Raw genomic sequence first — 22,974 nt, 5'->3', positions numbered from 1 at the left:
CCCCCTCCTCCTTCCCGATCGCCTTGCGCAGGTCGGACTTCTCACGGGCAGTCGGTGCCCCCGGAGGGCTCTCAGGCGGCCGCAGCGGGCACCCGGTCCAGGAAACCGAGCACGGTCCGGATACGGCCGTCCTCGTCCAGGGTGATCACGTCGAATCCGGCGACGGGCGCGGATCCGTCGGCGTCGCTGACCAGCTCCCAGCCGAAGCGAGCCGTGTCGTGGTGGCCGTCGACAGTACCCGCGAGCTTGAAGGAGAAGCCCGGGAACTGCTCGTGCGCCGCCGTCATCACGGCAGCGATCTGCTTGTGCCCTCGGACGTCCACCAGCGGGTCGGTGTAGCTGCCGTCCGCGGTCCAGGCGGCAGCGACCGCCTTGGCGAGCGCCTCCGGCTCGCCCGCGTTCCAGGCCTCCAGGTAGCGGGCGGCGGCGGTCTCGTAGCGGTCGTGGTTTCCGGACATGGTCGATCATCCTCCGTCTAGGTCATACCTGCTGGTCAGGGGCCGGATTCCGACTCTTGGTGTCCCGTCGGGATCCGGTAGGAACACCATGCCGGGCTGCGCGGAGGGCGTCGATTACCCCTCGGGTAATGCGCCGGCAGGAGATGCGAAGAGATCAGCGAACTGACGGGTTCCGCGGATCCGCGTACGCGCGCCGGACGGGCGGGGTGGGGTCACGCGTGCCGTTTCGGCCAACGGTGGCCATGAATATGCCAGGAGACTGGCTGGAATGGCGTGGTGACAGAGTGTCAGGAGTGGCGATACTCGAAGACAAGGGAAATCCAGCCACACCCACGCAACACCATCGCGCACAACAGAGTCGCAGGAACAGCACGGAGCCGCAGGGAAAGCGAGGCCGGGCCGGCAGCGAACGACGCAATGGGGGTGCGATCGTGCACGACGAATTCCTGTGCCATGTCACCGCGTACGGCATATGCGACGGCAGGCGTGTCGGCGTACCGCTGGGAACCTATCGCGCGCCCACGCTGGCGCTCGCCCTGTGGTGGATGCGGGATCGCGCCGCCTGGATGGCCGACCGGCTGGACCCCCAGCCCGACGACCCGCACATCCCGCCCAACGCGATCGCGCCGATGGCCGACAGTGCTCCGGACGTGCCGGGTGTCCTGCGGTCGTGGTGCGGCGACACTGCTCAACAGCAGCTGGTGGCCGAGGAGTTGGCGGCCGGGAAACTCGTCCGGATCGCCACCAGCGACGACACCACCGAGTACGAGCTGATGGCGGAATCCGTGGACGCGCTGCGCATGCAGCGGACCCTCCCCGCGCTCGCCACGCCCGCGGCCTGATGCGCTGCTCTGGCCGGTGGTGCCGGGGTCGCGCACCACCGGCCAGGCACAAATAGGGCTGAATGGCTAGAATTCTGGCATGGCAGAGCGGCTGGGTACGCCGACTGCGCCCGAACTCGTCATCGAGACGGAGACGGGCTCCACGGTGATGAGTCCGAGCCACGACTATCACGTCGGGCGCGACCCGTTGAGCGACATCGTCCTGGACGACGTCCGGGTCTCGTGGCATCACGCGGTGCTGCGGCCCGAGGCCGACCACTGGACCCTTGAGGACGAGAACAGCACGAACGGTACCTACGCCGACGGCCGCCGCGTCCACGAGTGGGGCGTCGGAGCCGGCAGTGTCATCCGCTTCGGCAGCGCTGCCGACGGCCCGCGCGCCGTCCTCGTCGAACGCCCGCCACCGGCTCCCGAACGGCCCTCCGCCGTCTCCGTGCCCGCCGCCACGGGCACCTTCCGACAGCCGACCACCGTACGGCCGCTGCCCGCCCGCACGGTCCGCATCGGCCGCGGCGGCGACAACGACCTCGTGGTCGACGACCTGGTCGTCTCCCGCCACCACGCCGAGCTGCGGGCGCTGCCGGACGCGACGTACGAGATCGTCGACCTCGGCAGCCACAACGGCACCTTCCTCAACGGCCGGCCCGTGGCCCGGGCCCCGATCACGCCCGGTGACATCGTCGGCATCGGCCACTCCGCGTTCTGCCTGGTCGGCGACCAGCTTCAGGAGTACGTCGACACGGGCGAGGTGTCGCTCGACGTCCAGGGCCTCACGGTCGCCGTCGACCACGGCCGCAAAACCCTCCTCGACCAGGTGTCCTTCCCGGTGGGGGAGAAGTGCCTGCTCGCCGTCGTGGGGCCGAGCGGCGCGGGAAAGTCGACCCTGCTGAACGCCCTGACCGGGCAGCGCCCCGCCGACCGCGGCACCGTCCTGTACGACGGCCGCGACCTCTACCGCGACTACGCCGAGCTGCGCCAGCGCATCGGCCTCGTACCGCAGGACGACATCCTGCACGCCCAGCTCACCGTGCACAGGGCCCTGTCCTACGCCGCAGAACTGCGCTTCCCCCAGGACACCGCGAAAACGGAGCGCCAGGCGCGCGTCGAGGAGGTGGTCCGCGAGCTGGGCCTGGAACAGCGCGCGGGCCAGCCCATCCACAGCCTCTCCGGCGGCCAGCGCAAACGCGTGAGCGTGGCCCTGGAACTGTTGACCAAACCGTCACTGCTGTTCCTCGACGAACCGACCTCCGGCCTCGACCCGGGCATGGACCGCTCAGTGATGCACATGCTGCGCGGCCTCGCCGACGACGGCCGCACGGTCATAGTCGTCACCCACAGCGTGCTCAGCCTCGACGTCTGCGACCGCCTCCTGGTACTCGCACCCGGCGGCAAAGTCGCCTACTACGGACCGCCCGACGAGACGCTTGCCTACTTCGGTTACGAGCAGTGGCCGGAAGCCTTCGAAGCCTTCGAACGCGACCACGACCGCGACTGGGCGGGCCAGTACCGCAGCTCACCGCTGCACAAGCAGTACGTCGACAACTCGACGGCGCAGCCCCATCTGCCGCAGCCCGCCCGCGCCGCCGCCGTGGGGCCGCCCCACAAGGCGCAGAGCTGGGGCTCCCAGCTCGGCACGCTGGTCCGCCGGTACGCGGCAGCGCTCAGCGCCGACAGGACCTTCCTCGCCATCATGATCGCGCTGCCGTTCGTGATGGGCGCGATGGCCCGGGCCCTGGCAGGAAGCCGGCTGACCCAGGAAACGGCGATGAACGCGCTGCTCATCCTGTGCGTCGGCGGCGTCCTGACGGGAGCCGCGAACGCCGTACGCGAACTCGTGAAGGAACGGGTGATCTACCAGCGTGAACGGGCGGTGGGGCTGTCCAGATCGGCGTACCTGATGTCCAAGGTCGTCGTCCTCGGGAGCGTCACCGTGCTCCAGGCCGTCGTCCTGAGCCTCGTCGCCCTGCTCGGCGTCGACCTCAACGCGCCCGGCGGCAAAGGGGTGCTCTTGCCGCCGCTCGTGGAGATCACCGCGGCCGTCGCCCTGCTCGCCTTCACCGCGATGATGCTGGGCCTCCTCGTCTCCGCCCTGGTGCGCAAGGAGGAGGTCACGATGCCGCTGCTGGTGCTGCTCGCCATCGTCCAAGTGGTCTTCTGCGGCGCCCTGTTGAAACTGGACGGAGTGCCCGGCATCGAGCAGCTGTCCTGGCTGGTGCCCTCGCGCTGGGCGCTGGGCGCGATGGCGGGCACCATCGGGCTGGCCCGGATCGTGCCGGGAGACCTGACCGGCGACCCGCTGTTCCGGCACTCCGCGGGAGTCTGGCTGCTGAACATGGGCATGCTGGTCGTGCTCTGCGTCGTCTTCGGCTACGCGGTGGCACGCCTGCTGCGGCGGCACGAGCCCGCGGTCATGCGGAAGTAGGCGCGATGACGACTCCCGGCTTCCGCCCCACGCACGTCGTGCCCCAGGACGGCATGGCCGCCTGGGAGAGCCCGGACCCCTCGCGGCCCACGGTGCCGCTCGACGCGCTGCTGCCCGTGCGGCTGCTCGACCGGCTCGGCGACTGGGCCCGGATCGCCTGTGCCAACGGCTGGTCGGCCTGGGTCGACGGCCGCCTGCTGGTCGCCGTACCGCAGGCGCCGCCCGCCGCGGGCAGCCCGCTCGCCCGCACCGCGGACCCGCGCCCGCTGCTGGCCCGCGTGGAGCAGGCACTCACCGGCTACCGAGGCGCGGCCGAGGACCTCGCCGCCGGACGGCTCGACGGGGAGTCCTTCCGGGCCCGCACCCGCGGGCAGCGGGTCGGGGTGATCGTCGACGGGGAGTCGCTCTGGCTGTACGACGCCGACCACGAGCGCTGGGTGTACTGCGACGGCACCCGGCTGAGCACGTACGCCTCCACCGGGGACCCGGCGGCGGATACGCCGGAACCGGGCGGCGACGAGCCCGAGCCCCCACCCGAACGTCACGAACCCCAGCACTTCGCGGAGGAGCCCGCGCCGGGCGGTCACGACCCGACACGTGTCGTGCAGGAGGCGGAGGTCGCCCCCGGTGGTCATGGCCCGGAGCGCCTCGTGCAGGAAGCGGCTCCCGGTGATCATGAGGCGACGCAGCTCGTCCAAGAGGCCGACCCGGACGGTCAGGATCCGACGCGGCTCGTCCCGCGCGTGCCGGACGAGCCGGGAGACCGGTGATGGACGGCGGGGAGCGGCACGACACGAGCCTGTACTCGGGACGCCCCTCCGACCTCGTCGGCCGGCAGATCGCGAGTTACCGGATCGAGCGCGAGATCGGCCGCGGCGGGATGGCGGTCGTCTACCGGGCCAGGGACCTGCGTCTGGACCGGGCCGTCGCGCTCAAGCTGCTCGCCCCGGAACTCGCCCGCAACGACACCTTCCGCCGCCGCTTCACCCATGAGTCACGGGTGGCCGCGGCGATCGACCATCCGCACATCGTGCCGGTCTTCGAGGCGGGTGAGACCGACGGCGTCCTGTACATCGCCATGCGGTACGTCGCCGGGCTCGACCTGCGGCACCTTCTGGACCGCGAGGGTCCGATGCCGGTCAAGGTCGCCGCCCGTATCGCCCTCCAGGTCGCCTCCGCACTCGACGCTGCGCACGACCACGGCCTGGTGCACCGGGACGTGAAACCCGGCAACATCCTGGTGGCGGAGGGAACCGACAGCGACCACCCCGAGCACGTCTACCTCACGGACTTCGGTCTGACGAAGAAGTCGCTGTCGCTGACCGGGTTCACCAGCGTCGGCCAGTTCGTCGGCACGCTCGACTACGTGGCACCGGAACAGATCTCGGGCAAGCCGGTGGACGGCCGGTGCGACGTCTACAGTCTCGCGTGCGTCGTCTACGAGTCGATGGCCGGGAAGCCGCCCTTCCAGCGCGAGGACGACATGGCACTGCTGTGGGCCCACCAGTACGACGACCCACCGCCGCTGAGCGACAAGCGCCGCGACATCGCCGCCCCCGTCGACGCCGTACTGGCGAAGGCGCTGTCCAAGAGCCCCGACGACCGCTACGACTCGTGTCTCGCGTTCGTGACCGCACTGCGGGCCGCCGCGAGCGGCGCGAAGGACGCCGGGCACGAGCGGACCCAGGTGGATCCGGGGGCCGCCGGAACACCGGAGTACCCGGGGCCGCCACCCCAACCGCCCGGTTGGGCCCACCCGGTCTTCCCGCGTTAGACGGCGGCGGCCACCTCGCCCCGGCGGTGGACCCTGCTCGCCAGTGCGCCGCCGAGGAATCCGGTGACCAGTCCCCACAGCGCGGCGAGGCCGATCGCGGTCCACATCTCGGGTCGCAGGAGCAGCGATCCGGACAGGCCGCCGCCGAGGTCGCCGATGCCGAGCACGGACAGGCCGTAGTGCGCCGAGATCCGGCCGACGAGACAGATCATGAGCACCGTGAGCGCCAGCGCGATCGCCATGTGCAGGGCGTGCTGCCAGACACGCATCCGGGCGGGTGAACGGACCGCCATGAGGAACGCGGCGGCCAGCAGCAGGACCGCGTTGACGACCACCAGCCACCACACCCTGCCGTCGAAGTCGGCGAGGGTGCGCAGATTGAGCGTGGAGATGTCCGGGGTGCGCAGCACCTGGTCGAGGAGGTGCGGCATGGGCAGTCCGAAGGGTCCGTCCACGCGGCCGTTCCAGGTGGCGCCGAGTCCGAGCGTGAAGGTGAGCCAGACGAGGTTCGGCAGGCCGAGCAGGATCACGGCGAACGTCTCCGGGACGTGTCCGCGCGTCGCGGCCACCGTCAGCCCGGCGGCCAGCCCCAGCCCGACGTAGGTGAGCAGCAGCGCCACCATGGCGAAGGCGGCCGGTCGCACCGACTCCTGGAAGCGCAGCAGCCGGGCCGGCAGCGGCGCCCCGCGCGCGACCAGCAGGGCCAGGATCAGCACGCCCGCCAGCCACAGGACGCCGAAGGCCAGCGTCGGCGGCATGTCGGTCTCGAAGCCCACCTTCGGCGTGGCGCCGAGCAGGCCGCCGATGTCGCCGAGGGTTCCGTCGCCGAGCGACACCGTGAAGGTCTGGCGTGCCAGGAGTGCGACGGCGACGAGCGCCGCCAGCCACAACAGGGTGATCCGGGCGGCCCAGCCCGCCAGTTCGGCGGCGCCTGCCACGGCCCGGTGCCGCAGCGGGCGCAGGAACGCGGCGGCGATCACCAGGGATCCGACGAGCGTGACCGACAGCGGAATCACCGTCAGGCCCGCCTTGGTGCCGGCGATCGCCCCGGCATCGCCCGAGAGCTTCACGGTGCCGCCGACCGCCGTCACCACGGTGGCCGCGACGACGTGTGGGAAGGCGTTGTCGGGGAGATCCGCGGCTCCGGCGGCCCACAGCCCGAGCCCGGCGACCACCCCCATGGCGATCACCCCGGCCAGTACGGCCGCGAGGGCCTGGACCCAGCCGTGGCGGGCAACTCCCTGGTCGGACGCTGTCTGGAGGCTCACGCTGCCACGCTAAGCACCGGCGAGGCGGTCCGCGCGCCGGGAGGGCCGACCGCGTCGGCTTGCGGGCGGCATGGGACCGGAGCACACAATGGGTGCGTTGTGGAAGAAAGCGGCACAAAGCATCTGAAGTGCCGTGGGACCCTACACCGGGAAGAAGAACTCGTGAGCGTCGAACCGCCGTCATCAGGCCGCCCCACAGGACCGCCGTCGGGCCCCTTGTCAGGTCCGACCCAGCCCAGTCCCACACCGCCCAGCCCCACCCAGCCGAGCGGCCGAGCCCCGCTGGGCCCCCCGGACGGCGCGTCCGGCGCGGGCAACGACGGTGGCGCGGGCGGATCGGGCGGATCGGGCTCCGGACCCAGCGGTCCGCTCGGGCCGGGCGAACCGGGACAGGGCGCCGGCAAGGGGCCGGACCGCCCCTGGTGGAAATCGGCGCCGCGCGTCGCCCTGATCACCGCGGGCCTGGTCGCCGCGGTGACCCTCGGCATAGTCCTGACCCGCTCCGACGACAGCGGCACGAGCGCCAAGGGCGGCGAGGTGTTCCTGCAGTCCGCGAGCAAGTCGGGGCCCGACCCGTTCACGGAGTCGACGGCACGCGACAGTTCCACCGCCCCCCAGACCCCCACGGCCACCAACACCTCGGAGTCCGCCAACGTGACACGCGGCGTGGACGGTTCCGCGCCCGGCCTCTACGGCGGCACCCGCAAGGTCGCCAGCTGCGACGTCGAGAAGCAGATCAACGCGCTCAACGCGGACCCGGCGAAGAACAGGGCGTTCGCGTCGGTCGAGGGAATCCAGCCCTCCTCGGTGCCCGCCTATCTGCGCTCGCTGACCCCCGTCCAGCTGCGCATGGACACCCGCGTCACCAACCACGGCTACCGCAACGGCGCCCCCACCAGCTACCAGGCGGTCCTGCAGACAGGCACCGCCGTGCTCGTCGACGACCGCGGTGTGCCCCGAGTGCGCTGTGCCTGCGGCAACCCGCTGCTGCCGCCCGTCGCGCAGCAGAGCACCCCCAAGCGGACGGGTGACTCGTGGCCGTCGTACCGGCCGCAGAACGTCGTGGTCGTCTCGCCCGCGGTCACGGTCATCAACGTGTTCGTGATCTACGACCCCGACCACGACGACTGGTTCACCCGCCACCACGGCGACACCGGCAAACACGACCAGAAGACGGACCCCCCGGCGAAGCCGTCCCCGTCGGTGAGCGTCTCCTCCCCGACCCCGAGCTCTGCGACCCCCAGCTCTCCGTCGCCGAACTCCCCCTCGCCGTGCGTGTCCGCACCCACCGGTACGCCGTCGAAGGCACCGCCGAGCGGTTCCCCGAGCGGCGCGCCGAGCACGTGCCCACCGGCCCCGTCCTCCTCGTCGCCGACCCCGTCGCCGTCCCAGTCGACGTCGCAGCCCCCGACGACAGGACCGGCATACCCCCCGTCACCACCCGACAACGTCTCCTCCGGTACGACGGCGCAGTCGGCGTCGACCGACTCCGGGCCGGAGTCGTCCGGTACGAACCCTGGACTGTGACGACTGTGACAGCGGGACCGTGACGCAGAGTTCCACAGGATGCGGTTCGCGACCGTCGGTGCTTGCGGTCGCGGCCACTCGGCGGAGGGCCCAAACGTGGACGAGAGCCGACTCACCGAACAGGAATGCCTCGACGTACTGGCCTGCGCTTCGGCTGCACGGCTGGCGGTCACCCGGCGCGGCTACCCGTACATCGAACTCGTCGGCCTCGTCGACCTGGACGGCGAACCGGTCGTGCTGCTCCCCGAGACCAGTGTGATCAAGCACCTGCTGTCCGCCGTGGTCTCCCCACGGCGCCTCGTGGTGCTCCAGACCGACGACCTGGCCGACTCCCGCCAGTCGGTCCGCAGCGTCACCGCCCTCGCCCGCCCCCGCTGGGTCGTCGACCCCGGGGGCGTGAGCGCATGCCACCGTGCGGCCGCCATCCGGGGGATCGCCGTCACCGCCGACACATGGTTCCTCGCCCTCACCCACCCCACACTGGTCGGTCGCCGGGTTCCCCTGCGCGAGGCCCGGCTCAGGGGCGCTCCCGTGGCCGTGCGCCCGGTGGCAGGCCAAGCCCTCGGCGAGGGAGAGCAGTAGACCGGAAGCGGTGCAAACCTACGGTTGCCCGAAGGGGAGTTGTCCCGCCGGAGCGGAGTACGGTCGAGGCCTGGAGCGGGACGGCCGCCTGGTCCTGGTTGTCGGAGAGGCAGGGCCGTTCCGGCGCGCGAGGAGTGGTGCTCCCCTCCTCACTTCTCGCGCGGTTGTCCTCCTCGGTGGCGAGGAGCGGGAGTTCTCGCCACGCTCCCGGAGGGCGAGGTTGGAGCCGCGCGGTCGGCGGTGCGGCTCCAACTGCCTTCCGTACTTCACCGAGAGCGGAACGCCGATGCCTTCCGCTGCGGCCCGGTGCTTCTAGGCTGAGAGGGTGAGCAACCAAGCGCCGAACGAAGCCCGCGTCATTCCACTGCGCCCGGCGTCCGCGCCGAGTCCGGCCACCGCTCCGGCACGCGCGCCGCAGCGTCCCCGGCCGCTGCTCGCCCCTCAACAGGTGCCACCGGCGCCCGCGGAGAAGGAGCCCCTGTGGCGGGACCTCGTGGGTGACGTCCTGCGACGCGAGCGGCTGGCCCAGGAGCGCACGCTCAAGGACGTGGCCGAGGAGGCCCGGATCTCGATGCCCTACCTGTCGGAGCTGGAGCGCGGCCGCAAGGAGGCCTCCTCGGAAGTCCTCGCGGCCGCCGCGCGCGCTCTCGGCCTCGGGCTCCCCGACCTGCTGTCGCTGGCCCAGGACGAGCTCACGCGACTCGCCCGGCTGCGGCGTCCGGACCGTGGGCGCGCCGCGTCCACTCCGCGGTACGACGGGATGTGCCTGGCGGCCTGAGCGGCCCGCGGCCGGTCCCGCCCGGGCGCCGTCGGGCGCCTCGGGGGGATCAGGCCGTCACGAGCCGTCGGCTGACCACCTCGTCGGCCAGCCCGTAGGCCACGGCCTCCTGCGCGGTGAAGATCTTGTCGCGGTCCATGTCCGCGCGCAGGGTGCCCACGTCATGGTGCGTGTGCCGGGAGAGAACCTCCTCGACCTGCGTGCGGATCCGCAGCATCTCCTTGGCCTGGAGGGTGAGGTCCGAGACCGTGCCCTGCCGACCGCCGCTGGCCGGCTGGCCGAGCAGCACCCGCGCGTGCTCCAGCACGAACCGTCGCCCGGGATCGCCTCCGGCCAGCAGCACCGCCGCCGTGGAGGCAGCCTGTCCGACGCAGAACGTGGAGATCGGCGCTTGGACGTACGTCATCGTGTCGTAGATCGCCATGAGTGAAGTGAACGAGCCACCGGGCGAGTTGATGTAGATCGCGATCTCGCTCTCCGGACTCGACGACTCCAGATGGAGGAGTTGCGCGATGACGACATTGGCGACCCCGTCGTCGATCTCCGTGCCGAGGAAGATGATGCGCTCGGACAGCAGCCGGCTGAAGACGTCGTAGGACCGCTCGCCCTGGGGAGTCCGCTCGACGACGTTCGGAATCGTGTACGTACCCATGTCAGAGCCCCATCCGTCGTCGTGACGCGGCCGGGCGGACGTCGTCGAGCGACTCCACGACCCGGTCCACCATGCCGTACTCCCTGGCCTGTTCGGCCGTGAACCAGCGGTCGCGGTCGCCGTCCTGGGAGATCGTCTCCTCGCTCTGGCCGGTGTGTTCCGCGGTGATCCGCTCGATGGCCCTCTTGGTGAACTCCAGGTTCTCCGCCTGGATCTCGATGTCGGCGGTCGTCCCGCCGATCCCCGCCGACGGCTGGTGCATCATGATCCGCGCGTTCGGCAGCGCGAAGCGCTTGCCGTGCGTGCCCACACTCAGCAGGAACTGGCCCATGCTCGCCGCGAACCCCATGGCGAGCGTCGAGACGTCGTTGGGGATCAGCCGCATCGTGTCGTAGATCGCGAGACCCGCGGTCACCGATCCGCCCGGACTGTTGATGTACAGGCTGATGTCCGTCCGCGAGTCCTCCGCCGACAGCAGGAGCAGCTGGGCACAGACCCGGTTCGCGGAGACCTCGTCGACCTGGGTGCCGAGCAGGACGATCCGCTGTGCGAGCAGTTGCGCGGCCAGATGGTCGTCGAAGCGGGTCGCCGCGGTGTCGCCCTCTTCGGCCCGCGGGGCGCGGCCCGGATCCCAGCCTGTGATGAGTGGAGTCATCGGTCCTCCTCGTGGTGGTGCGGCCGGCTCGCCGCGTTCTCCACTCTCGACCCGAACGCGCCACTGCCCGGGCTTTCTCGGCCCGCAGCAGATTCGCCACGGGCAGACGCTTCCATGGCATGAAAACCCGGCTCCGGCGGGCATGGGACGAGGTGGCCCCCGTCGCCCGTTCTGCGCCGATCCGGGGTGATCGGTACTGTCGGAACTGATCGCCGCGTGCATCCCCCGGCCACGGAATCCGGGCGGCCGAGCGGAGGGAGGCAGGCTGCCATGACCGCGATCTCCCTGAAATCCGCGCTGGTGCGGGAAGGGCTCACCCTCCCGTACGCCGAAGCGGGCGACCCCGAGGGCACACCGGTCGTCTTCGTGCACGGACTCGCGGACTCCTGGTGGTCCTTCGAGCCCCTGCTGAGGCGACTCCCCGCGTCCCTGCACGGCTATGCGCCCACCCAGCGGGGCCACGGCGACGCCGACCGCCCTGCCGGCGGCTACACGCCCGACGACTTCGCCGCCGATCTCGTGGCCTTCCTCGACGCCGTCGGCATCCAACGCACGATCCTTGTCGGATCCTCCAGCGGCGGCGTCAGCGCCCGTATCGTCGCGGGCAGCCACCCGGACCGGATCTCCGGGCTGGTGCTGGTCGGGGTCCCCGCCACCCTCGCGGACAAGCCGGCGGTGACCGCTGTGCGCGAGAGCGTCGAAGGCCTCTCGGACCCCGTGCCGCGCGAGTTCGTCGAGGAGTTCCTCGCGGGCATGGTCGACCGGCCGATCGCCCGCGGATTCGTCGAGACGCTGGTCGAGGAAGGCCTCAAACTTCCCGCGTACGTCTGGCAGGAGACCGTCCGCGGACTGCTGGAAGCCGAACTCCGCGCCACCCTCGCGGGCATCCTGGTGCCGACCCTCGTCATCTGGGGCGCCCAGGACGGTTTCCTGCCCCGAGACGACCAGCAGACCATTCTGGACGCCGTCCACGGAGCGCGACTGCTCACCTACGAAGGCGTCGGGCACGTCGTCCACTGGGAACAGCCCGAACGCGTCCTCGCCGACATCGCCGCCTTCGCGGCCCGAGGCGCCGAGAACACATGACGCGCCACCGATGAGTTTCGGGTCGACGACCGGTCGACAGAGATGACGACGTACCCCACCCGAGGAGGAATCGATGCCCGCCGACGGATTCACCACATGCCTGTGGTTCGACGGACAGGCAGAGGAAGCCGCCCACTACTACGTGTCGATCTTCAAGAACTCCGAGCTCGGCCAGGTCGGCCGCTACACCGACGCCGGCCCCGGCCCGGCCGGTTCCGTGGTGGCCGTGGAGTTCGTGGCCAACGGGCAGAAGTTCGTGGCCCTGAACGGCGGCCCGCAGTTCACGTTCGACGAGGCCATCTCCTTCCAGATCTACTGCGCGGACCAGGAAGAAGTGGACTTCTACTGGAACAAGCTCACCGAGGACGGCGGCAGCGCCGGCCCCTGCGGCTGGCTCAAGGACAAGTTCGGCCTCTCCTGGCAGGTCATCCCGGCCAGGCTCCTGGAGATGATCGCCGACCCGGACCCGGAGAAGGCGACCCGCGCGAGCCGGGCGATGCTCCAGATGTCCAAGCTGGACATCGCTGCCCTGGAGAAGGCGTACGCAGGCGAATGACGTGCCGGCACGGCGGCCGGTCTTCCCCACCCCGACCGGGGTCAGGGCGGGCCGGCCGCTGTGCAGCGCGGTGCCGGCGCTGTGCGTGACGGCCGGCGAAGACAGCGAAGCCTGCCTTGCCGACGGCGTTCGTCGGCTGCGTACAGTGCCCGAATGATCGAGGTACCAGAGGCGTTCGCGCGGAGCACCGTCGAGCGCGAAGGGGAACCCGGAGCGCAGTGGCTCGCCGAACTGCCCGGGATCGTGGACGAGTTGCTGGGGCGCTGGGGGTGCGTGCCGGACGGCGTGGTCATGCACGGGGGAGTCGGGGTCATTGTCCCCGTGCGGCGGCGGGGCGAGGGTACCGCCGTGCTGAAGGTGTCGTTTCCGCATCCCGGCAACGTCCATGAGCCGGACGCGTTCGCGGCGTGGGGCGGGCGCGGAGCCGTACTCCTGCACGAGCGTGACGACAGTCGCTTCGCGATGCTCCTGGAGCGGGTCAGGACGTCGACCCTGGCGGAGGTCGACGACGGTGATGCGGTGGTGAGAGTCGCCGGGCGGATCAATCACCGACTGGCTGTACCGGCTCCGGCCGGCCTGCCGCGGTTGTGCAGGGAAGCCGATGTCTGGGAGGAGCAGCTGCGCCAGGATGCACAGGAGTTGACGCACACGTTCTCGCGTCGCGCGGTGGACGCCGCCGTCGCGACCGTCCGCGAACTGGGCCGCACCCAGCCGGACATCCTCATCCACGGCGACCTGCACGCCCGCAACATCCTGCGCGCCGACCGTGAGCCGTGGCTCGCCGTCGACCCCAAGGGATACGTGGGAGACCCCGCGTACGACGGCGGCACGCTGCTCAAGTCGCGTGCGCTGACGCTCCTTGAGGCGGACGACCTGAGCAAGGCGGTTCACCGCGTCATCGACGTCTTCGCCGAGGCGGCGGAGGTCGAGCGCGAACGTGTCCGGCGTTGGGCTCAGTTGCATGCCGTCCAGGCGGCGTTCTGGGGCCGCCGGCACGGATTCCGGGTGGCCCGCAGCGGATCACGGCTGGACTGGCTCATCACGTTCGTCGACCAACTGGCAGACCTGCTGACGGAGTGAACGCTCAGAGCCTCCGGCAGCCCGTGGCAAAAGAAAAAGGGCACAGAAGTAACTCCTCCGTTCCCTCTTCAACGTATAGCGCACCGGGGGGCTTGCGGCAAGACCCCCGGTGTGCCGCAGAATCATCGGCCGAGGCCAGAACCTGCGGGAATGAGGGGTTTGCGATATGCGTGTGGTGTTGTCGGTGTGGGGATCGCGCGGGGACGTCGAACCACTGGTGGGACTCGCGGTGCGATTGCGCGAACTCGGCGCGGAAGCGGTGGTGTGCGCTCCGCCGGACGAGGAGTTCGCGGCGCTGCTTGCCGGTGCCGGCGTGGAACTGGTGCCGCTCGGCCCGTCGGTGCACTCGATCGTCGCCGGCCCGAAGCCACCGACGGCTCAGGACGCGTTTCGCCTCGCGCCCGAGTTGGTCGCTGCGCGGTTCGAGACGCTCACCGCGGCGGCCGCGGGATGCGACATGCTGCTGGCGACCGGTCTGATGCCGGCCGGCGCGCGGGACGTGGCCGAGAAACTGGGCATCCCCTACGTGTTCGCGTGCTTCCACCCGATCGGACTGCCCTCGCGGAACTTCCCTCCCGGGGCGCGGCCGGGCACACCGTCCCCACAGGACGAGACGGACCTCAAGGTGCTGTGGGAGCAGGACGCCCAGCGCGTGAACGCGCTGTACGGGGAGGCGCTCAACCGTCATCGGGCGGCGATCGGGCTGCCACCGGTGGACAACGTCCGTGACCATGTCTTCACCGGCCGGGGGTTGCTGGCGGCGGACCCGGTCCTGGGCCCGTGGCAGGAGCTGACCGATCTCGAGCTCGTGCAGACCGGCGCGTGGATCCTGCCGGACGAGCGTCCGCTCCCGGCCGAGCTGGTGGAGTTCCTGGATGCCGGCGCCCCGCCGGTGTACGTGGGCTTCGGCAGCATGGCCTCGCACACCCCGAAGGACATCGCCCGGGTGGCCATCGAGGCGAGCCGTGCGCAGGGCCACCGCGTCCTCCTCGCCCGTGGCTGGGCCGGCCTGGCCCCGATCGACGACCGCGACGACTGCTTCGCCGTCGGCGAGGTCAACCAGCAGGCACTGTTCCGCCGGGTGGCCGCCGTCGTTCACCATGGCGGCGCGGGCACCACCACGACGGCTGCCCGCGCAGGCGCGCCCCAGGTGGTGGTGCCCCAGATCGCGGACCAGCCGCACTGGGCCGCGCGGGTGGCCGAGCTGGGCATCGGCGCGGCACACGACGGTCCGAGCCCGACCCTCGACTCCCTGTCCGCCGCGCTCACAACCGCGCTGGCCCCCGCGACCCGGACACGGGCGAAGGCGGTGGCCGGCACGATCCGTACGGATGGTGCGACGGTGGCCGCGAAACTGCTGCTCGACATGGCCGGCAAGTGGCGGGCGCCAGGGGCCGCGTGAACCATCCGCGATCGTCGCGCCGTGGGCGGGCGCCCTGCCCTCGGACGGCCCGTCAGCGGACGTGGTCGGCGATGGCCTTGGTGATCGCCCGGGTGATGCGCAGGATGCCGGGGGAGCGGACCGGGCACGGCCTGGGCGTCGAAATGGTGGGCGCCAGACAGAAGTGCAGGTAGTCGTCGTCGCGGTGCAGGGTGGTGCGGTCACGGTTCGGCTGGGTGCAGTACGCGGGATGATCGTGCTCGTACGCGGTGCACGGCAGGTACTGCGCCCAGGTGTAGCGAGCCGAGGTGGGGCTGACCGCCTTGCCCGCGTCGGCCAGCAGGTCTCCGGAGGCGCCGGCCTGCAGCTCGTAGAGCGCGTTCACTTCGCGTACGCGTTCGGGGGTGATCGGGTCCGGCCCCTGCAGCACCCACACGATCCGTGGCCGTTTCGCACCGCCCGCCTGCCCGATCTGCTCGGTCAGCTTCTTCATGTCGGCGGTGTACCGCGTGAAGTAGCGGTGCCGGTCGGCGTTGTACGTGATTCCGTCCATGCAGGGCGTGTAGCCCCAGGAGTTGCCCCAGAACTGCAGCACCACGAAGTCCGGCCGCAGCGAGCGCACCAGGGCGGCCGCCTTGTCCGCGGGCGGGACCAGTGACTTCGTCGCCGTGCCCTCCAGGTAGTCGCACAGGGTGGTGCCCGAGTACGGCGCACTGGTGTACCGAGCGTGGACCTTGTCCCGCAGCGACTTCCCGAGGACCTTCTGGTTCTCCATGGCGAGGGAGTCCCCGAGGTAGAGCACGGTGGGCGCGTTGGCGGAGACGTCCGTGGCGCCCGCGGAGGCGGCCGGTCGCTGGTGCGTGGTCGTCGACGGGGACCCCGAAGCCCCGGGTACCGCCGGAGCGGGCGGCGAGGCCTCGGGCCCCGACGCCGGGTCACCGCACGCGCCGAGCAGCAGCCCGGCCAACAACAACCCCACGATCCACGGCTTCCGCATGCCGCAACTCCCGCCCCGCCCGCCGAAAGAGCTCCCCAGGCAAGCACAGCGCGGTACAAGGGGGAAGACCTGTGTCGGCCACACACCCCCTAGGCAGGAGCAGGCCCTCGGCCGAGCTGCGCGCCGTCCCCCTCCAGCAACTCCAAGAGGTCCGCCAAGGGCAGCGGCTTCGCGAGATGGGCGTCGAAGCCGGCCGCGCGCGACTGGCCCTGGTCGCTGCCGCGGCTGAAGCCGGAGACCGCGATGAGGCGGAGCTCGGCGCCGTGCGGGCGGGACCGGATCTCGCGGGCGACCGCATAGCCGTCGAGGTCCGGCAGGCCGAGGTCGCACAGGACGACGTCGAAGAGGTGGGACTCGGTCGCGGTGAGGGCGTCGGCGCCGGTGTGGACGGCTGTGACGTGGTGGCCCTGTCGCTCCAGGAGGGTGCGGTAGGTGGTCGCCAGGTCCGTGTTGTCCTCGACGATGAGGATGGCGAGGCGGCGTGGGGCGCGGCGGGCGGCGCGCGGCAGCCGGGGAGGCGGTGAGTCGGCCGCGGCCAGGGGGAGCAGGACGGTGAACAAGGCGCCGGTTCCCGGACCGCGGCTGTGCGCGCTGATGCGCCCGCCGTGGAGTTCGACGACGGTCCGGACGACGGACAGGCCGAGACCCAGGCCCTCGGGGGTGCTGGGACCCGCCGGAGCCGCCCGCATGAAGACGCCGAACAGCTCGTCGGCCTGCCCCGGTTCGAAACCGATGCCGTCGTCCTCGACGGTGAGCCGGGCCTGTCCGCGGGCCGTCGAAAGACGGGCCGTCGCGTGGCCGCCCGGCAGCGTGTACTTGAGCGCGTTGGACAGCAGGTTCGTCAGCACCTGGGCCAGCCTGAGCCGGTCACCGTCCACGAGCACCGGCTCGGCGGGCAGTTCGACGACGAGCGTCCGGTCCTCCTGCCCGAACAGACGGCTCAGGTCGGTACAGGCACTGTCGACGACGGTCCGCAGGTCGGCCCGCTCCCGCACCAGCTCCAGGCGGCCGGTCAGGGCCCGGGTACCGTCCAGCAGGTCGTTGCTCATCCGCACCAGCGTGCCCAGCTGCCGTTCCAGGACGGACAGTGCCGGGTGCCCGTCCGGCAGGTCGAGGGCGAGCAGTTCGGTGGCCGCTGTGGCGGCGGCGAGCGGATTGCGCAGCTCGTGCGAGAGCGTGGCGATGAACCGGTCCTTGGCCTGCTGCTCCTCCCTCAACTGCCGCCCCGCCTCGTCGAGTTCCGTGTTGGCGCGACTGAGCTGCTCGTTGACCTCGCGGATCTCCCGGGCGCGCACGAAGAGATCGATCTCCATGCCGTCCGCGCGGGTCTGCGCCTCGGCGACCGCTCGCTCCTGCTCCCGCTCCGCCCGGTGCAGCCGTACGAAGTCGGTGACGTCCTCGACGCGGTGGATGATGTGCGACACCCGGCCGTCGCCGTCCAGCACCGGCGAGTTGACGGGACTCCAGTAGCGCTCGGCGAAGCCGCCCTCCTCGCCCGTGGGGATGTCGTAGCGCTGGAGCGCCATCGTGTCCGCGCGGCCGGTGGCGACCACGGTCTCCAGGGAGCGGCGCAGATTGCGTACTCCGTCGGCCGCGGGGTCGTCCGGGTTGTCGGGGAACACCTCGAAGATGCGGCGCCCGACGATGCCCCGCTGTGTGCGTGTGGCCGTGAGGTAGGCGCGGTTGACCTCCACGATGGTGAAGTCGGGTGCCAGGATCAGCAGCGGGGAGGCCGTCGAGTCGAACAGGCGCCGGAAGTCCGGGGTGGGGTGGTGGGTGTTCGCGGACATGGCGGCCCTCAGGGATCGAGTCGCTAGCCGTAGCCGCGCACCGTGGTGATGCGCGGTGCGGGTGTGGGCAGGCCGGTGAGTTTGCCGCGCAGCCGGTAGACGTGTTCGACGACGGTCGCCGGCTGCTGCCAGGACACGCCCCAGATCTGCTCCAGGAGCTGTTCGGAGGAGAAGACCCGGCCGGGGGCGCGGGCCAGCAGTTCCAGCAGCGCGTACTCCTTGGGGCGCAGGGTCAGCAGGGCGCCCGCGACATCGGCCCGGCGGGCCGCGGTGTCGACGCGCAGTGCGCCCACGGCGAGAATCTCCGTGCTCTCCGGCGGCTGGGAACGGCGCAGCACGGCACGGATCCGCGCCACGAGCTCCCGCTGCGAGAAGGGCTTGACGAGATAGTCGTCCGCGCCGATCTCCAGCCCCGCGACCCGGTCCGCCTCCTCGCCGCGCCCGGTGACGACGATCACCGGCAGTCGGCTGATCGAGCGCAGCGCCCGCAGCAGGTCCAGGCCGCTGCCGTCCGGCAGCCCCAGATCGAGTACGGCCAGATCGATGCCGCCCTCGTGCATCACGGCCTTCCCGGCGCGCGCGTCGATCGCCCAGGTGACGGTGAAGCCCGCACGCTCCAGATAGGAACGGCACATCAGTGCGAAGTCGGGGTCGTCCTCGATCAACGCGAGGTGAGTCCGCATCGCTCACCGCCCGGTCCCGGTGCCGCTCCCACGTTGTTGCGCTGGTGAGCGGGCGTTGATCTCCCGACCATGTGGCGAAGGTAGAACAGAAGCAGCCCACGGTTCAAGGGGGAGCCGCGCAGGGGGAGTTCCGGAGCGGGCTCGTGCGGTGCGGGGACACAGATCACCGCACGAGCCCGCTGCGGGACTGGCTGCCCGGCACTTCCGGGCCGACGGCGACCGCACCGCGTACGGCCGGCACGCCTGCGCGCCGCTCACGGACGGGACGGGACCACCAGTTTGAGCGAGCGAGCTTTGGCGCCGGTCACGGGGACGACCTGGCCTCCGCCCGGCGGCCGCGCCCGGCTGTACGCGGCGGACGCGGTGCTGGTCGTGGCGCTGCAGGGCGATGTCGACCTTGCGGCCACCCTCTCCGTACGCCCCTGGCTGGACTCGGTCGCCGCGCTGCGCGCGCCCGGCTACGTCGTAGACCTTCGGGCGGTCACCTTCATCGACAGCACCGGTCTGAGCATGGTGCTGGGCTTGCGCCGACGCGTCACCGAGGCACGCGTGCCGTTCGGCCTGGTGTGCGCGACGCGCATGCGCCGACTGCTGGTCGCGCACGGCACCTTGGAACTGCTCCGCCCTTCAACCACACTGGACGAAGCCTTGGCGGACGTCACCCGCACGGGGGAGAACCGCCACGCATGAGAGCGGCACCCCGTCCTCGTCCGGCCGAGGCGCAGGTCCCGCCGGGAGGAGCGCAAGGTGGACCCGACAGAACGAGCGCTCGACGCGGCCATGACGATCGACGGTGCGCTCGGCGCGGCCGTCGTGGACTATCTCAGCCGCGTGACCCTGGGTGTACGCGGCGGAATGAGCGGCTTCGACCTGCACAAGGCGGGAGAGGTGGATACCGATGTCGTACGGGCCAAACTGCACGCCCTGACCGTCCTCGGCTATCCCGTCGACAGCCTGGAGGACATCCTGGTGACGCTGACCGACGAGTACCACATCATCCGCCCCGTCTCCCTGCGCAAGCTGCAGGGCATCTACCTTTATCTGATCCTGGACCGCCACCGAGCATCGCCGGCCGAGGCGCAGCGCCGGCTGCGCCGGATCGAGTCCTTCTGGGAGCTGTGAGCCCCCGGGCCGCGCCTCACCCTTCGGGACGCGGGCGGATGCGGGCCGCGAGCACCGCGACGTCGTCCTCCGCACGGTGGGCGTCGAGCCGGACCAGGAGCCCGTCGAGCAGCTCGTCGACGCTCGCCCCCGGTGGCAGCCGCAGACCGGCCAGCCGCGCCAGCGAGACGTCGATGTCCTCGCCGCGCCGCTCCACGAGACCGTCGGTGAACATCACCAGCGTGTCGTCGGGTGCGAGCGTGAGGGCGGTGGAGGTGTAGCCGCCCACCCCGGTGCCCAGCGGGGGGCCGACCGGCATGTCCAGCAGTTCGCCGGTGCCGTCCCCGGCGAAGACGACCGGCGGCAGATGACTGGCGCCGGCGAGCAGGGCCGTGCCGCGCGCCGGGTCGACCTGAACCAGCAGACAGGTGGCCGGGCGACGGGTGCCGTCGTCGGAGACCGCGGCGTCCAGCCGCCGCAGTACCCGGTGCGGCGGCAGGTCCGTCGACGCCACGTAGCGCAGCATCGAGCGGTAGGCGTTCATGTCCACCGCCGCGTCCAGACCGTGCCCCATGACGTCCCCCACCACCAGCAACGTCCGCCCGAAGTGCAGTCGCACGGTCTCGAACCAGTCCCCGCCGACGAGCGTTCCGCCGCCGGCCGGCAGATAGCGGGTCGCGAGCGTGAGGTTCGGATGGGGCCGGCCCGGCTCGGCCAGCAGGGCTCGCTGAAGGTCCAGCACGGTGCCGCGCAGGGCGTTGTGGCGGCGCGCGTGGCCCAGGTGGACGGCGGCGAGCCGGGCCGCGCGGTGCACGGTGGACGTCTCCCGGTCCGTGAAGGCAGGACCGTGCCGGACGGCCACCAGCACCCCGTACAGCCTGCCGTGTGCCGACAGCGGGACCGTGATGATCTGGCGGGCGACACGGCCGGACAGGTCGAGGGTGGCGGCAATGGGACGCCCTTCGTCCAGCGCCCGTACGGTCAGCGGTCGCGCGCCCTGTGCGCTCCAGGACCTCAGCAGTTCACCGGGCCCGGCGGCGGCGATCCGCGACAGCGGCGGGCCGGGCGCGGGCGGTCCCGCCGGGATGTCCTCCGGCAGCAGATCCACCGCCGCGGCATCGCACCCGTGCCGGCACACGAACGCGGCCAGCTCCTCGCACGTGGTCCGCTCGTCCAGTCCGGTGCCGATCGACTCGATGGCATCCTCCACCGCGTCCAGCGGCGCCCGCGCACCCGGGGGCTCCTCACCGCCTCGGCCCGACATGCCACCTCCACCGCGTCACACGCCTGGATCCATCCACGCACGCGGGCGGCGGGCCCGCACCCGCGCGCCGGCTCGGTCAGTGCACCGGCGGCAGGTCGTTCACCAGCACGGCCGCACCGTCGAAGCGGCCGGCCTTGAGGTCCCGCAGCGCGTGCTGGGCTTGCGCCAGCGGGTAGACGTGCGTCGTGGCCCGTACGCCGTGCCGCGCGGCGAGTCGCAGGAACTCGCGCCCGTCCTCGCGGGTGTTGGAGGTGACGCTGCGCAGTTCCTTCTCGTAGAACAGCTCTCGCTCGTAGTGCAGCGGCGGAGTGTCGCTCAGGTGGATGCCCGCGACGGACAGGACGCCGCCCCGGTCGAGGGCCCGCAGCGCGACGGGAACCAGGTCCCCGACCGGAGCGAACAGGATCGCGCTGTCCAACGGCTCGGGAGGCGCGTCGTAGGCTCCGCGGGCCGAGGCGGCGCCGAGTTCCAGCGCGAGCCGCCGCGCGGCCGGGTCCCGCGTCAGGACGTGCACGGTGGCTCCCTGCGCGAGTGCCAGTTGCGCGCACAGATGGGCGCTGCCGCCGAAGCCGTACAGCCCGAGCCGGCCGCCCGGCGGCAGCGCGGCCCGGCGCAGTGCGCGGTAGCCGATGATGCCCGCGCACAGCAGCGGGGCCAGGGCCACCTCGTCGACGTCGTCCGGCAGCGGGTGGGCGAAATCCGCGGGCACGGTCGTGTACTGCGCGTATCCCCCGTCGGCGTCCCAGCCGGTGTACTCCGACGCGGGGCAGAGGTTCTCGGCCCCGCGCACGCAGTACGCGCAGGTCCCGCAGGTACGGCGCAGCCAGGCGACGCCCACCCGGTCGCCGATCGCGAAGCCGCTGACGGCCCCGCCCCTGGCCACCACCACGCCCACGACCTCGTGCCCGGGTGTCACTCCGGGCCGGTGCACAGGCAGGTCGCCCTCGCTGATGTGCAGGTCCGTGCGGCACACCCCGCAGGCGAGGACATGCACGAGAAGCTCGCCCCGCCGCGGCGTCGGCAGGGGCTTCTCGACGAACCGCAGCGGATCCCGCTCGACCGGTCCTGGCTCGGCCACGGCCCACGCGCGCATCATCCCGACACCGTCCTGTCGACGACCGTGAAGCTCCCGGAGTTCCAGTCTCGTGCAGGTTCACTGCTCGGCGCGCGGTACGGACGAAGGCTGGCTAGCGTGGCTCGCGCAACCAGTCCGTCGAAGCGGAGAGAGTCGAACGCCATGGCAGTACGACCTGAGGGAACGCCCTGTTGGGCCGACGCGATGTTCAGTGACGTCGAGGGCGCCAAGAGTTTCTACGGTGACGTGCTCGGCTGGACCTTCGGCGAGGCGTCGTCGGAGTACGGCAACTACACGCAGGCGTACGCGAACGGCAAGGCGGTCGCTGCCGTCGTCCCCCCGATGCCCGGGCAGGAGGGCCAGTCCGCCTGGTGCCTGTACCTCGCGTCGCCGGATGCCGGGGCCACCGCCGCGAAGATCCGGGACAACGGCGGCGAGGTGCTGATGGAACCGATGAAGGTCGGCGACTTCGGCTCCATGCTGCTGGCCCGTGACCCTGGCGGTGTCGTCTTCGGCGTATGGCAGGCCGGCGTCCACGAGGGCTTCGAGGCGCAGGCCGTGCCGGGCGCGTACTCCTGGGCCGAGGTGTACACCCGTGAGCCCGAGAAGGCGGACGCCTTCTTCCCCGCCGTCTTCGGATACGGCGAGAAGCAGATGGACGATGCCGCGATCGACTACCGTATGTACAACCTCGGCGAGGACACCGTCCTGGGGCGCATGAAACTCACCGACGACTTCCCGCCCGAGGTACCGCCGTACGTCAATGTGTACTTTGCCGTCGAGGACTGCGACGCGGCGGTGGCGAAGGCGACCGAACGCGGGGCCGTGGTGCGCTTCGGCCCCACGGACAGCCCGTTCGGCCGGTTCGCGGCGCTCAACGACCCGCAGGGCGCGGCGTTCTCCGTCATCGACATCACGACGACCCGGGGCGACATGCCAGGGTCCACCGACGTGTCCTGAACCCAGTCGGCGAAGTGGGGGGCACCCCAGGCGTGGGATGCGC

The 22,974-nt window shown here is 71.5% G+C and carries 23 protein-coding genes; 14 read left to right on the top strand and 9 right to left on the bottom strand.

The genetic code is table 11. From position 1 onward, the window contains the following. Window positions 1–71: 71 nt before the first annotated feature. A complete protein-coding gene (locus ACN6LB_RS19210) occupies window positions 72–458 on the bottom strand; it encodes a nuclear transport factor 2 family protein (protein ID WP_445026988.1) in 387 nt (128 codons plus the stop codon). A 431-nt stretch (window positions 459–889) separates the two neighbouring features. Here ACN6LB_RS19210 and ACN6LB_RS19205 point away from each other — a divergent pair, with 431 nt between their 5' ends. The 4 genes from ACN6LB_RS19205 to ACN6LB_RS19190 all read left to right on the top strand — a co-directional run bounded on the left by ACN6LB_RS19205 (window position 890) and on the right by ACN6LB_RS19190 (window position 5,496). Further along, window positions 890–1,300 carry a hypothetical protein gene (locus ACN6LB_RS19205; protein WP_356135137.1) on the top strand — a complete coding sequence of 137 codons (411 nt, stop codon included), beginning with the start codon at window positions 890–892 and terminating at the stop codon, window positions 1,298–1,300. Between the two features lie 79 nt (window positions 1,301–1,379). Beyond that, on the top strand, window positions 1,380–3,722 hold the full coding sequence (locus tag ACN6LB_RS19200) for an FHA domain-containing protein (protein WP_445026987.1): 2,343 nt from the start codon (window positions 1,380–1,382) through the stop codon (window positions 3,720–3,722). 5 nt (window positions 3,723–3,727) lie between these two features. Next, the gene (locus tag ACN6LB_RS19195) at window positions 3,728–4,492 is read left to right on the top strand and encodes a hypothetical protein (protein WP_445026986.1); all 765 of its coding nucleotides are present in this window, start codon (window positions 3,728–3,730) and stop codon (window positions 4,490–4,492) included. Further along, a complete protein-coding gene (locus tag ACN6LB_RS19190; RefSeq protein ID WP_445026985.1) occupies window positions 4,492–5,496 on the top strand; it encodes a serine/threonine-protein kinase in 1,005 nt (334 codons plus the stop codon). The genes ACN6LB_RS19195 and ACN6LB_RS19190 overlap by 1 nt, the downstream gene beginning before the upstream one ends. Here ACN6LB_RS19190 and ACN6LB_RS19185 read toward each other — a convergent pair. Beyond that, window positions 5,493–6,764 (bottom strand): streptophobe family protein, encoded by a 1,272-nt coding sequence (locus ACN6LB_RS19185; protein ID WP_445026984.1) that lies wholly within the window; start codon window positions 6,762–6,764, stop codon window positions 5,493–5,495. The genes ACN6LB_RS19190 and ACN6LB_RS19185 overlap by 4 nt on opposite strands. Window positions 6,765–6,926: 162 nt before the next feature. Between ACN6LB_RS19185 and ACN6LB_RS19180 the strand changes: the two genes are divergently transcribed. The 3 genes from ACN6LB_RS19180 (at window position 6,927) to ACN6LB_RS19170 (ending at window position 9,651) form a co-directional block, all read left to right on the top strand. Next, window positions 6,927–8,291 (top strand): DUF6777 domain-containing protein, encoded by a 1,365-nt coding sequence (locus ACN6LB_RS19180; protein WP_445026983.1) that lies wholly within the window; start codon window positions 6,927–6,929, stop codon window positions 8,289–8,291. Window positions 8,292–8,387: 96 nt separating this feature from the next. Then, entirely contained in the window at window positions 8,388–8,873 is a 486-nt protein-coding gene (locus tag ACN6LB_RS19175; RefSeq protein ID WP_445026982.1) for a hypothetical protein, read from the top strand. 325 nt (window positions 8,874–9,198) lie between these two features. Next, window positions 9,199–9,651, top strand: coding sequence for a helix-turn-helix domain-containing protein (locus ACN6LB_RS19170; protein ID WP_445026981.1), 453 nt, complete (start codon window positions 9,199–9,201; stop codon window positions 9,649–9,651). A gap of 49 nt (window positions 9,652–9,700) precedes the next feature. Here ACN6LB_RS19170 and ACN6LB_RS19165 read toward each other — a convergent pair whose 3' ends face one another. Next, entirely contained in the window at window positions 9,701–10,303 is a 603-nt protein-coding gene (locus tag ACN6LB_RS19165) for a ClpP family protease (protein WP_356135153.1), read from the bottom strand. 1 nt (window position 10,304) lies between these two features. After that, window positions 10,305–10,958, bottom strand: a complete 654-nt coding sequence (locus ACN6LB_RS19160) for an ATP-dependent Clp protease proteolytic subunit (protein WP_445026980.1) — start codon at window positions 10,956–10,958, stop codon at window positions 10,305–10,307. A gap of 270 nt (window positions 10,959–11,228) precedes the next feature. On the opposite strand from ACN6LB_RS19160, the gene ACN6LB_RS19155 reads away from it, so the two are divergent. From ACN6LB_RS19155 to ACN6LB_RS19140, 4 genes are all read left to right on the top strand, one after another. Continuing rightward, the gene (locus ACN6LB_RS19155) at window positions 11,229–12,044 is read left to right on the top strand and encodes an alpha/beta fold hydrolase (protein ID WP_445026979.1); all 816 of its coding nucleotides are present in this window, start codon (window positions 11,229–11,231) and stop codon (window positions 12,042–12,044) included. A 73-nt stretch (window positions 12,045–12,117) separates the two neighbouring features. Next, a complete protein-coding gene (locus tag ACN6LB_RS19150; protein WP_445026978.1) occupies window positions 12,118–12,600 on the top strand; it encodes a VOC family protein in 483 nt (160 codons plus the stop codon). 153 nt (window positions 12,601–12,753) lie between these two features. Beyond that, window positions 12,754–13,680, top strand: a complete 927-nt coding sequence (locus ACN6LB_RS19145) for an aminoglycoside phosphotransferase family protein (protein WP_445026977.1) — start codon at window positions 12,754–12,756, stop codon at window positions 13,678–13,680. A gap of 166 nt (window positions 13,681–13,846) precedes the next feature. Beyond that, the gene (locus ACN6LB_RS19140; protein WP_445026976.1) at window positions 13,847–15,082 is read left to right on the top strand and encodes a glycosyltransferase; all 1,236 of its coding nucleotides are present in this window, start codon (window positions 13,847–13,849) and stop codon (window positions 15,080–15,082) included. A gap of 52 nt (window positions 15,083–15,134) precedes the next feature. On the opposite strand, the gene ACN6LB_RS19135 is transcribed toward ACN6LB_RS19140, so the two are convergent. The 3 genes from ACN6LB_RS19135 to ACN6LB_RS19125 all read right to left on the bottom strand — a co-directional run bounded on the left by ACN6LB_RS19135 (window position 15,135) and on the right by ACN6LB_RS19125 (window position 18,531). Beyond that, on the bottom strand, window positions 15,135–16,058 hold the full coding sequence (locus tag ACN6LB_RS19135) for an SGNH/GDSL hydrolase family protein (protein ID WP_445026975.1): 924 nt from the start codon (window positions 16,056–16,058) through the stop codon (window positions 15,135–15,137). 89 nt (window positions 16,059–16,147) lie between these two features. Then, window positions 16,148–17,848 carry an ATP-binding protein gene (locus ACN6LB_RS19130; protein WP_445026974.1) on the bottom strand — a complete coding sequence of 567 codons (1,701 nt, stop codon included), beginning with the start codon at window positions 17,846–17,848 and terminating at the stop codon, window positions 16,148–16,150. Window positions 17,849–17,871: 23 nt separating this feature from the next. Beyond that, on the bottom strand, window positions 17,872–18,531 hold the full coding sequence (locus tag ACN6LB_RS19125) for a response regulator transcription factor (protein WP_445026973.1): 660 nt from the start codon (window positions 18,529–18,531) through the stop codon (window positions 17,872–17,874). 279 nt (window positions 18,532–18,810) lie between these two features. Here ACN6LB_RS19125 and ACN6LB_RS19120 point away from each other — a divergent pair, with 279 nt between their 5' ends. Both ACN6LB_RS19120 and ACN6LB_RS19115 read left to right on the top strand, forming a co-directional pair. Beyond that, the gene (locus ACN6LB_RS19120; protein WP_445026972.1) at window positions 18,811–19,221 is read left to right on the top strand and encodes an STAS domain-containing protein; all 411 of its coding nucleotides are present in this window, start codon (window positions 18,811–18,813) and stop codon (window positions 19,219–19,221) included. Between the two features lie 57 nt (window positions 19,222–19,278). Beyond that, window positions 19,279–19,653 (top strand): hypothetical protein, encoded by a 375-nt coding sequence (locus ACN6LB_RS19115; RefSeq protein ID WP_356135173.1) that lies wholly within the window; start codon window positions 19,279–19,281, stop codon window positions 19,651–19,653. 16 nt (window positions 19,654–19,669) lie between these two features. On the opposite strand, the gene ACN6LB_RS19110 is transcribed toward ACN6LB_RS19115, so the two are convergent. Beyond that, a complete protein-coding gene (locus ACN6LB_RS19110; protein ID WP_445026971.1) occupies window positions 19,670–20,896 on the bottom strand; it encodes a PP2C family protein-serine/threonine phosphatase in 1,227 nt (408 codons plus the stop codon). Window positions 20,897–20,972: 76 nt separating this feature from the next. Continuing rightward, complete coding sequence (locus ACN6LB_RS19105) at window positions 20,973–21,989, bottom strand: zinc-binding alcohol dehydrogenase family protein (protein ID WP_445027052.1); 1,017 nt, start codon at window positions 21,987–21,989, stop codon at window positions 20,973–20,975. Window positions 21,990–22,133: 144 nt separating this feature from the next. Between ACN6LB_RS19105 and ACN6LB_RS19100 the strand changes: the two genes are divergently transcribed. After that, complete coding sequence (locus tag ACN6LB_RS19100; protein WP_356135177.1) at window positions 22,134–22,931, top strand: VOC family protein; 798 nt, start codon at window positions 22,134–22,136, stop codon at window positions 22,929–22,931. Window positions 22,932–22,974 lie beyond the last annotated feature (43 nt).

The organism is Streptomyces sp. SAS_270 (assembly GCF_052543295.1).
This window is presented reverse-complemented; position numbering and strand designations above follow the sequence as displayed.

Coding starts and splice junctions, on each gene's coding strand:
- ACN6LB_RS19210 (WP_445026988.1), bottom strand. CDS start 458: ATGTCCGGAAACCACGACCGCTACGAGACCGCCGCCGCCCGCTACCTG.
- ACN6LB_RS19200 (WP_445026987.1), top strand. CDS start 1,380: ATGGCAGAGCGGCTGGGTACGCCGACTGCGCCCGAACTCGTCATCGAG.
- ACN6LB_RS19195 (WP_445026986.1), top strand. CDS start 3,728: ATGACGACTCCCGGCTTCCGCCCCACGCACGTCGTGCCCCAGGACGGC.
- ACN6LB_RS19190 (WP_445026985.1), top strand. CDS start 4,492: ATGGACGGCGGGGAGCGGCACGACACGAGCCTGTACTCGGGACGCCCC.
- ACN6LB_RS19165 (WP_356135153.1), bottom strand. CDS start 10,303: ATGGGTACGTACACGATTCCGAACGTCGTCGAGCGGACTCCCCAGGGC.
- ACN6LB_RS19160 (WP_445026980.1), bottom strand. CDS start 10,958: ATGACTCCACTCATCACAGGCTGGGATCCGGGCCGCGCCCCGCGGGCC.
- ACN6LB_RS19155 (WP_445026979.1), top strand. CDS start 11,229: ATGACCGCGATCTCCCTGAAATCCGCGCTGGTGCGGGAAGGGCTCACC.
- ACN6LB_RS19150 (WP_445026978.1), top strand. CDS start 12,118: ATGCCCGCCGACGGATTCACCACATGCCTGTGGTTCGACGGACAGGCA.
- ACN6LB_RS19145 (WP_445026977.1), top strand. CDS start 12,754: ATGATCGAGGTACCAGAGGCGTTCGCGCGGAGCACCGTCGAGCGCGAA.
- ACN6LB_RS19140 (WP_445026976.1), top strand. CDS start 13,847: ATGCGTGTGGTGTTGTCGGTGTGGGGATCGCGCGGGGACGTCGAACCA.
- ACN6LB_RS19135 (WP_445026975.1), bottom strand. CDS start 16,058: ATGCGGAAGCCGTGGATCGTGGGGTTGTTGTTGGCCGGGCTGCTGCTC.
- ACN6LB_RS19130 (WP_445026974.1), bottom strand. CDS start 17,848: ATGTCCGCGAACACCCACCACCCCACCCCGGACTTCCGGCGCCTGTTC.
- ACN6LB_RS19125 (WP_445026973.1), bottom strand. CDS start 18,531: ATGCGGACTCACCTCGCGTTGATCGAGGACGACCCCGACTTCGCACTG.
- ACN6LB_RS19110 (WP_445026971.1), bottom strand. CDS start 20,896: ATGTCGGGCCGAGGCGGTGAGGAGCCCCCGGGTGCGCGGGCGCCGCTG.
- ACN6LB_RS19105 (WP_445027052.1), bottom strand. CDS start 21,989: ATGCGCGCGTGGGCCGTGGCCGAGCCAGGACCGGTCGAGCGGGATCCG.
- ACN6LB_RS19100 (WP_356135177.1), top strand. CDS start 22,134: ATGGCAGTACGACCTGAGGGAACGCCCTGTTGGGCCGACGCGATGTTC.